Raw genomic sequence first — 9,680 nt, 5'->3', positions numbered from 1 at the left:
CTTCATGCCGCGCAAGTGTCTAAACACCCCTTGCGCGGCTATCGCTCCTTCGGAGGCAGAAGTTACCTGCTGATGCATCTGATTTGAACCGTTATTTAAATCCCCCGCGCAAAATATTTCTGGAAGGGATGTTTGCATTGCCGCATTTACCTTAACAAACCCATAAGAAGTTAACTCACATTTAAGCGATTTTGCCAGTTCGTTTGCCGGAATATACCCCGCTTGAACAAAAACCCCATCCACAGAAAGATTGTTCCCCCCATTGTATTCTTTGTCCAATTGAACATATTGGACAGATTTTTTACCACCAATTTTTAAAATGTTAGTATTGGCAATCTCCACAATCTTTTTGTTTTCCTTGAGATTTTCAATATAAAGCGGGTCCGCTTTAAGTTCGGAACGATAAATTAAATAAACTTTACTCGCGTGAACCGCCACATCTTGCGCGCCCTCAACTGCGCTATTTCCTCCTCCAATAACGGCAACGGTTTTATTTTTAAAAAAAGGCGCGTCGCAGGTAGCGCAGTAACTTACCCCTTTTCCCTCAAACTCTTTTTCGCCGGGAATATTTAGCTTTCGGTGATTAGTTCCCATAGCTAAAATCACCGCTTTGGACTCAAAAATTTTGCCGGGGGAGGTAGTTGTTAAAAAACTCTGTTTGGACGGGGAATAGTTTTTTTTGATAGAGACAACTGTATCGGGCAAATACTCCACCCCTAAAGCTTTAGCATGGCCAAGAAAATTATTCGCCAAGTCAATTCCTTTTATATTTAAAAACCCGGGATAGTTTTCAACTTCCAAAGCCTCAGTAATAAGTCCACCGGGCATTGCCCCTGCAATTAAAAGCGTTTTTAAGGCGTATCTTGTGGCGTATATTGCGGAAGAACACCCCGCCGCTCCCGCGCCGATTATTATTAAATCGTAAATTGCGATCATATTGTTGATAATACAAAAATCTCGGCAAGATTGCCACACCCTTCGGGTTCGCAATGACACCGTGTCAATAACCAACCGAACAACAGGTGAGACAAAGTTTGTTAATGGGGCACTCCCTGCATTTTGGATTTTTGGCAAGACAAATATATCTGCCATGAAGAACAATTTGCCTGCCATAATCTTTCCAGTACTTGCGAGGAAGAGTGGCCATTAAATCCTTTTCTATTTTTATCGCATCCGTACTTTTAGTAAACCCTAACCTTTGAGAAACCCGCGTTATATGGGTATCTACCACTATTCCCTCAACTGAATTAAAAATTTCCTGCGAGATAACATTGGCGCTTTTTCGCGCAATGCCTGGTATTCTTACCAGCGCATCAATATTCTTTGGAACCTTTCCCTCAAAATTGGCGACCAGAAATTTGCAAGCAAGAATGATTCTTCTTGCTTTTGTTTTGTAATAATTTATGGATTTAATGTAACCGGACAACTCGTCAACATCCGCATTTGCGTAGTCAGAAACGGTCCTAAATCTTTCAAAAAGCGCGGGGGATATTTTATTTACACCTTTATCCGTTGCTTGCGCGGAGAGGATAACCGCAATCATAAATTCAAGGGGACTTGCGTAAGTAAGCTCGGATTTAGCGTTTGGACGGAGTTTATTTAATATCTTTATAATTTCCACAGCTCGCTCCATAAACAAAGGTCTCTCCTTGTACAAGGAGAGACCTTGTACTAGGGGTTGGGGCAACACTACTTACCACTTAAAGTGCGCAAAGGCGCGATTGGCGTCCGCCATTTTGTGGGTGTCTTCTCTTTTCTTAATCGCCTCCCCTTGATTTTTAGAAGCCGCCACTATCTCCTCATATAATTTATCCCCCATCGGTTTGCCTTTTCTTTTTCGGCAAATTTCTATTATCCATCGTATAGCCAAAGCTTCGCTTCGATCGTGTTTTAATGGGGTCGGAATTTGGTATGTCGCTCCACCTACCCTTCTGCTTCTAACTTCCATTTTGGGCATAACATTCCTAACCGCGTCTTCAAAAACTTTTAGCGCCTCTTTTTTGTCCTCGCCTATTTTTCCAAGAACAAAATACACAATGCCTTCCGCTGTGGATTTTTTTCCGCTTAACATAATCCTGTTTATAAAACGAGATACTACCCTTGATTTATATAAAGGATCCGGTTCTAATATTTTCTTTTGTATCTTTTTGTGTCTAGGCATTATTAAAATTCAAAGTCAAAGCTATCTAAGGAGACTCCTTTTTCAAAGGAGTCTCCTTTGTTAAAATTTGAATTTTGTCATTTGTCATTTCTGCTTTTTCGTTCCATACCCACTCCTCTCATTCTTTCGCCCCTCCACTCCCGCTGTATCAAAAGTTCCCCTAACAATAGTATACTTAACCCCCGGCAAATCTTTTACTCTACCCCCTCTTACCAAAACCACCGAGTGCTCTTGCAGATTATGCCCCTCGCCGGGAATATACGCCGTAACCTCTTTTTTGTTAGAAAGCCTAACCCTCGCAATTTTTCTTAACGCCGAATTCGGCTTTTTGGGGGTGGTTGTTCTAACTAATAAACATACTCCTTTTTTAAAGGGCGCGTCAATCTTTCTATTTCTTCTATTAACCACCGAAAAAAACTCGGACAGAGCCTTGGTTTTGGTCCTTTTTGTTTTTTTCGTTCTACCTTTTCTTATTAATTGATTTATTGTGGACATTCTAAATTTGCTCTATCCCCAACCGGGATAAGCCTTCCTATTATAACATTTTCCTTTAGCCCCAACAGTTTATCCACTTTACCACAAGACGCCGCGTCGGTTAATATCCTAGTTGTTTCTTGAAAACTTGCCGCCGACAAGAAACTGTCGGTTTCAAGCGAGGCCTTGGTTATGCCAAGCAAAATAATTCTCGCCTCCGCCGGAGAACCGCCTTCCGCCAAAACCCTCTCGTTTTCGTCCTCAAAAGATGACCTTGTAACTATTTCGCCCGCCAAAAAGGTTGTGTCCCCCACACCTTCTATTATTAGTTTGCTAAACATCTGCCTTACTATAACTTCAATATGCTTGTCGTTTATTGATACGCCTTGCGAGGAATACACTTTTTGAACTTCGTTCACAATATACTTTTGAGTTTCTTTAATCCCGGCAATGCTCGTCAACGCGCTTAAATCCAAATATCCCAAAGTTAAAGCGTCTCCCGCCGAAACCGTATCCCCATTTCTTACAATTATTTCATCCACCGGGTCAATGTTATACATAACATCCGGTATTTCGCCTTTAACGCTTTTAGGCTTAACTCCAATAACCCTTTTGTCTCCGTCCTCCAGCACTTTTATTTTACCGGAAATTTCGGTCATTACCGACAAACTTTTGGGAGTTCTGGCTTCAAATAATTCCTCTACTCTCGGCAAACCTTGCGTTATATCTTTAATAGCAATTCCTCCGGTATGAAATGTTCTTAATGTAAGCTGGGTGCCCGGTTCGCCAATAGATTGCGCCGCCGCAACACCTACAGGAACACCCTTGCCTACCGGCTTTTTCGTCATTAAATCCACGCCATAACACTTGCTGCAAATCCCGTATCTTGTTTCGCACCCCAAAGGCGACCGAATTTCCACCTCGGAAATCTGCCTTTTTTCTATATCTTTTGCAATATCTTCCGTTACCAAAACACCTTTTTTATAAACAATCTTATTCTTATCCTTAATATCTTTCAGTAAATATCTTCCAATAATTCTTTCCGCAAAAGACACCAACATTGTCTTTTCAGAAAGTTTAACTTTCCTACCCTCCTCCGCGCCACAATCATCTTCTCTAACAATAACATCTTGCGCAACATCCACCATTCTTCTGGTTAAATACCCCGCATCCGCCGTTTTTAAAGCTTTGTCAGTTAACCCTTTTCTAGCGCCACGGGAAGCGGCAAAATACTCAAACCCGGTTAACCCCTCTTTATAATTTCCTATGATAGGCATTTCCACAATCTTTCCCATAGGGTCGGTAACCAAACCTTTCATAGCGCTTATTTGTTTAAGCTGGTCTCTTGAAGCCCTGTTCGCTCCCGAATTTAATATCATTTTAATTGGATTTTCCTCCGTTAAAGAATCCCAAGTAGCTTGGTCAAGCTTATCCGTAGTTTCAACCCACAAACTTATATGAAGACTTGAACTCTCGGACTTTGTAATAAGTCCCCGCCGGAAGTTTTGGTCTATATCTTCGGACTTTTTATAAGCGTCTTTCAAAATATCGCCTCGTTTTTCCGATTCGGTACAATCGGTAATTGCCAAAGAAAGACCTGATCTGGTAGCGTATTCAAAACCAAGCGTCTTAATATCGTCTATAAGTTTTACCGTTTTATCCACACTCTCATTTTGTATGGAATATTCTATAATCCAAGACATAGATAAATTTTCGCCTTTAGCCGATTTAGCCACCGGGCTATTTATGTATTTAAAAGAACTTGGCAAAACTTTATTAAACAACACCCTCCCGGCGGATGTTTCAAGAATTTTGCTATTCATAAAAACCTCTATCTTTTGTCTTATACTTATCACCCTATTATCCAATGCCGACAACACTTCGTCTGTATCGGCAAAAACTCGCTTATGTTTCTCTATTGCTATATCTATACTCGTTAAATAATAAGTACCAAGCAACATATCTTTAGTTGGCAGAGATATTAAACTCCCGTCCGAAGGTCTAAGAAGGTTATTTGAGGAAATTAATATTTCTTTAGCCTCGCGAAGACAATTCTTTGACAACGGCACATGAACAGCCGTTTGGTCGCCGTCAAAGTCCGCGTTAAACCCGGCACAGACGCAAGGATGCAATTGGATAGCGTTGCCGTCTATAAGTCTGGGGTAAAAAGCCTGAATACCCAAACGCCACAAAGTGGGGGCGCGGTTTAGCAAAATAGGCCTTTCTTTAACCACTTCTTCTAAAATATCCCAAATTTCCCCGCTTCTTTCTTCAAGAACATATTTGGCGCTTTTAACATTGGGCGCCAAACCTCGCGCCAAAACCTCCCTAAGAACAAAAGGCTTAAAAAGCTCCAACGCCATCTCTTTTGGAATACCGCATTCCGTAAGTTTTAAGTCGGGACCAACAACAATAACCGCGCGACCCGAATAATCCACTCTCTTGCCCAGAAGGTTTTGTCTAAATCTTCCTTGTTTGCCTTTAAGAAGGTCGGATAGCGACCTTAATTCCTTTTTACCTCTCGCTTGAGGTCTTTTTGTTCTTTGTCTTGAAGAATCTATAAGCGCGTCCACCGCTTCTTGCAACATCCTTTTTTCATTCCGCACAATAATCTCAGGCGCGCCAAGTTCTAAAAGCCTTTTAAGACGATTGTTTCTGTTAATTACTCTTCGGTACAAATCGTTTAAATCGCTGGTGGCGAATCTTCCACCTTCAAGTTGCACCATAGGACGAATATCCGGCGGTATAACAGGAATATGAGTTGTAATCATCCAACTAGGGTCTATTTTCTCTCGTCTAAACCCTTCCACTACTCTTAATCGCTTTATCAGTTTTATAAATCTTTGTCCTGCCTGCGCAGGTACGCCCTCCGCTTTCTCTATTTTTTTACGGAGATTTTTAGCAAGCTCGTTTAGGTCCATACCCTTTAGAATAGAAAGAACAGCTTCTGCCCCAATACCCACTTCGCAAAACTCGTCCACATATTCGGACAAGTCCAAATACTCCATATCCGCCATTATCGTAAGCTTTTTAATGCTTTCCAGTTTTTTTATAATTATTTCATATTTTTTGCTCGCCTCTTCCTTTTTAACTACCAACTCTTCCCTAACTTGCGCTATCATTTTTGCATATTTTAAGCGAACTTCCTCGCGGGCAATATCTTTTTGCTCTTTTGATTTTATAGAAATATCCTTGATTTTGGCAGTACTCTCGTTAGTAAGCTCAATTATCCTTTTGTCGCCTTCATCCTGCAAATTGCCCAAACATTCACTTCTTTCAACCTCAACTTTTGACAAGATACTTACCTTTTTATCCAAATTAATGTCCGTTACTATAAAAGAAGAAAAATATATTACCGCCTCAAGATTTCTGGGAGATATTTGGAGCAAGGCGCTCATTTTTGAAGGTATGCCCCTAAAAAACCACACATGCGCAACAGGAGAAACCAACGCAATATGCCCCATTCTTTCCCGCCTCACGCGAGAGTGAGTAACTTCAACACCGCACTTGTCGCAAATAACTCCTTTATACCTTATTCTTTTATACTTTCCGCAATAACATTCGTAATCTTTTACCGGTCCGAAAATACGTTCGTCAAATAACCCCTCTTTTTCCGGTCTAAAAGTTCGGTAGTTTATAGTCTCGGGTTTGGTAATTTCTCCAAAAGACCATGACAAGATATCTTCCGGAGAAGCTAAAGTTATTTTTAATGAATTAAATGATTTAAGTTCCGTTAAATTCCTCATAGTTAAACAGCAGAATCTACCGCTTCCTCCAACGCATCTTTACTTGGAATTTCCTCGCCTTCTTCCATTCCCAAAGGTGTAATATTCAAACCGAGACCATTTAGTTCCCTAACCAAAAGTTTAAACGATTCAGGCACGGCGCTTTCGGGTATTTCGGTTCCTTGCAAAATTGACCGATAAGCAAGCGTTCTACCAATAACATCATCCGATTTTATTGTCAACAACTCCTTTAATATGTGGGCGGCGCTGTAGGATTCAAGCGCCCAAACTTCCATCTCTCCAAAACGTTGTCCTCCAAACTGCGCTTTACCCCCAAGAGGTTGTTGAGTAATTAAAGAATAAGGACCAATTGACCTTGCGTGCATTTTGTCTTCGGCTAAATGGTGCAATTTTAGTATATACGCAATACCCACAACCACTTCTTGGTCAAAATATTCGCCTGTTCGTCCGTCTATTAGGCGGACTTTTCCCGATTCGGGCAAACCCGCTTTCTTAAGAGAATTTTTTAAATCATCTTCGGTAAATTTTGTAAAAACCGGGATATCATATTTCTCGCCGGAAATTTCCGCCACCTGCGCTAAATGAGCTTCAAGAAGTTGGCCTACATTCATACGAGCAATAACCGAGGCGGGGGAAAGAATAATATCAAGAGGAGACCCGTCTTCTAAACAAGGCATATCCTCAATCGGCACAATTTTGGCGATTACTCCCTTGTTCCCGTGACGTCCCGACAATTTATCACCCACCATTATTTTTCTCTGCTGGGCTATAAAAACCGTTATTTCTTCCAAAACCCCATTGGGCAAAGCTGTTTCATTGCTTGCCACAATCCTCTTTACTCCAATAACAGTACCATATTCCCCATGAGGAAGCGTTAAAGAATTGTTTTTAACATCTTTTGCTTTCTCGCCAAATATGGCGCGCAGTAACCGTTCTTCGGCAGAAAGTTCGCTTTCCCCTTTTGGCGCAACTTTCCCAACCAAAATGTCGCCTGATTTGACTTTTGACCCAATGGCAACAATTCCTTCTTCGTCTAGATTTCTCAAAACTTCTTCCGAAACATTGGGAATATCCCGAGTAATTTCTTCGGCGCCCAATTTGGTTTCTAAAACCTGCACCGTATGGTCGGTTATATGTATAGAGGTAAGAATATCTTCCTTAACCACCCTCTCGGATAAAATTATAGAGTCCTCATAGTTAAACCCTTCCCAAATCATATAACCTACCTTTAAGTTAGTGCCGAGGGACAAAACACCGTTTTTGGATGAGGGGCCTTCCATCAAAACCTCTCCTTTTTTAACTTTGTCACCGGCGCTAACTACTACTCTTTGGTTAAAACAGGTATCCATATTAGACTGCGAAAATTTTAAAGGCGCGTATTTTTTCTTTTCCCCAGACGCGGTTTTAACAACCACTCCCAAAGCATCGGCATATTCAACCGTTCCGTTTTCGGAAGCTATAACCACCGCCCCCGCATTTAAAGCTGTATCCGATTCTATACCCGTTCCAACCAAAGGTTCTTCGGGTTTAATTAAGGGTACTGCTTGCGTGGCGTGTTGCGTTCCCATAAGAGCCCTGTTTACATCGTCGTTTGACAAAAAAGGAATTAAGGCCGCGGCTACGCCAACAACCTGTTGAGGGTTTATATCCATATACTCCGCCATTTCAATGTTTCCTATAATAAATTCCCCGCCTTTCCTCAACGGCACAAGTTTATCTAACACATACCCATTTTTGTCTATTTTGGGAGAAGCGTCAGCTATAAAGTATTTTTCTTCTTCGTAAGAAGCCATATAAACAATCTCGTTCGTAACCCTTATCTTGTCATTTTTTTCTTTTACGAGTTTTTTATACGGGGTCTCCAAAAACCCAAATTCGTTAACTCGCGAGAATAAAGAAAGATAACTTATTAACCCAATGTTGGGACCTTCCGGAGTTCTAACCGGACAAACCCTTCCATAATGGCTAAAATGCACATCTCTTACAGAAAAGCTTGCTCTTTCTTTAGAAAGACCGCCCGGACCCAAAACCGATAATCGTCTTAAATGGTCCAACCCCGTTAATGGGTTAGATTGGTCTTGGTATTGCGAAAGTTGCCCTAAAGCGAAAAAAGAATGGACCCTAGCTTGCACAGGGCGGGTTGAAATTAATGTTTGCGGCTCGCACAAGATGCCCCTAGGCTGAAGAGACATTCTTTCTTTGATGTTTCTCTCCATTTGTATAAATCCAACGCGAACTTGCATTTGCAAAAGCTCTCCAACGGAACGGACTCTCCTGTTTGAAAGGCTGTCTATATCGTCTGGTTCCAAAGTACCTTTATTAAGTTCAATCACTTTTGCTATTACCGCTACTAAATCCTCTTTTGTTAAAAGCCAGTTATCCTTATTGTTGGGAGTGGTAAAACCAAACCTTTGATTTAATTTAAAGCGACCCACTTTTCCAAGACTGTACCTACGCGGGTTAAAAAATATGTTTTCAACTAAAGCTTTGGCATTCTCCAAAACCAACGGTTCGCCGGGTCTCATTTTTTTATAAATTTCAAGCAAAGCCTCGTTATAAGATTTTGCCAAATCTTTATTTAAGGTTGTTTCTATGAAATCTCCAAAAGTTTTGCTGATTTGAGCATCGTCCGTGGTGCCAAAAACTCTAAGAAGCGTGGTTGCGGCAATTTTTCGTTTTCTATCTATTTTAACAGTTATAACTCCGCTTTTTGCCGTTTCAAACTCAAGCCAAGCGCCATTTTTAGGTAAAATCTTGGCGCCCCCTAAAACCTTTCCGGTGGTGGCGTCTGTTGTTGAAACAAAAAACACGCCATAAGAGCGTGTTAGTTGTGAAACCACAACTTTTTCAATACCGTTAATAATAAAAGTTCCCTTGGGAGTTATCATGGGAATTTCCCCCACATATATTTCTTGAGACTTTTCTTGGTTAGCGGACTTATCTTTAAGAGTTGCTGTTAAAAACCAAGAAGCGCTGTAAGTGGCGCCTTTTTCTATAGCCTGTTCAATTGTGATTGTGGATTTTGCAATTCTGGATTTTGAAAAGTTAAGTTCCCAATTCCTGCCGGTATAATCTTCAATGGAAGAAATTTCGTCCAAAATTTCATTAATACCTTCCTTTAAAAACCAACTAAAAGAATCTAGCTGTACACTAGACAAATTGGGCAAAGAAAATTTTGACCCGGCTGGATTTAAGGATACTCGCATTTATTTAAGCTTCTAATGATAACAATTTTAAAAAGCGTACTAATACGATTACTTGTACACTTGCTTTTGGACAGTGTCAAGGACTTTATCACG

6 protein-coding genes are annotated in these 9,680 nt (G+C 40.9%); all 6 read right to left on the bottom strand.

Features of this window, described 5'->3' with window-relative positions:
• Positions 1 to 936 (bottom strand): FAD-dependent oxidoreductase (locus KJ678_03560; protein ID MBU1017207.1); only part of this gene is annotated, 936 nt, incomplete at its 3' end.
• A 64-nt stretch (positions 937 to 1,000) separates the two neighbouring features.
• Complete coding sequence (gene nth / locus KJ678_03555; GenBank protein ID MBU1017206.1) at positions 1,001 to 1,633, bottom strand: endonuclease III; 633 nt, start codon at positions 1,631 to 1,633, stop codon at positions 1,001 to 1,003.
• A 60-nt stretch (positions 1,634 to 1,693) separates the two neighbouring features.
• The gene (gene rpsG, locus KJ678_03550; protein ID MBU1017205.1) at positions 1,694 to 2,161 is read right to left on the bottom strand and encodes a 30S ribosomal protein S7; all 468 of its coding nucleotides are present in this window, start codon (positions 2,159 to 2,161) and stop codon (positions 1,694 to 1,696) included.
• 84 nt (positions 2,162 to 2,245) lie between these two features.
• Positions 2,246 to 2,656 (bottom strand): 30S ribosomal protein S12, encoded by a 411-nt coding sequence (rpsL, locus tag KJ678_03545; protein MBU1017204.1) that lies wholly within the window; start codon positions 2,654 to 2,656, stop codon positions 2,246 to 2,248.
• Positions 2,644 to 6,381: a DNA-directed RNA polymerase subunit beta' gene (rpoC, locus tag KJ678_03540; protein MBU1017203.1), complete on the bottom strand. Its 3,738-nt coding sequence runs from the start codon at positions 6,379 to 6,381 to the stop codon at positions 2,644 to 2,646. Before rpoC ends, rpsL begins: the two co-directional genes overlap by 13 nt.
• A gap of 2 nt (positions 6,382 to 6,383) precedes the next feature.
• Positions 6,384 to 9,548, bottom strand: coding sequence for a DNA-directed RNA polymerase subunit beta (rpoB, locus tag KJ678_03535; GenBank protein ID MBU1017202.1), 3,165 nt, complete (start codon positions 9,546 to 9,548; stop codon positions 6,384 to 6,386).
• Positions 9,549 to 9,680: the final 132 nt, after the last annotated feature.

This window comes from Patescibacteria group bacterium (genome assembly GCA_018817085.1).
Lineage (GTDB): Bacteria > Patescibacteriota > WWE3 > CG2-30-40-12 > CG2-30-40-12 > CG2-30-40-12.
The sequence above is the reverse complement of the archived record's forward strand: the minus strand, read 5'-3'. Positions and strand labels throughout refer to the sequence as shown.

Coding starts and splice junctions, on each gene's coding strand:
- rpsL (MBU1017204.1), bottom strand. CDS start 2,656: ATGTCCACAATAAATCAATTAATAAGAAAAGGTAGAACGAAAAAAACA.
- nth (MBU1017206.1), bottom strand. CDS start 1,633: ATGGAGCGAGCTGTGGAAATTATAAAGATATTAAATAAACTCCGTCCA.
- rpoC (MBU1017203.1), bottom strand. CDS start 6,381: ATGAGGAATTTAACGGAACTTAAATCATTTAATTCATTAAAAATAACT.
- rpsG (MBU1017205.1), bottom strand. CDS start 2,161: ATGCCTAGACACAAAAAGATACAAAAGAAAATATTAGAACCGGATCCT.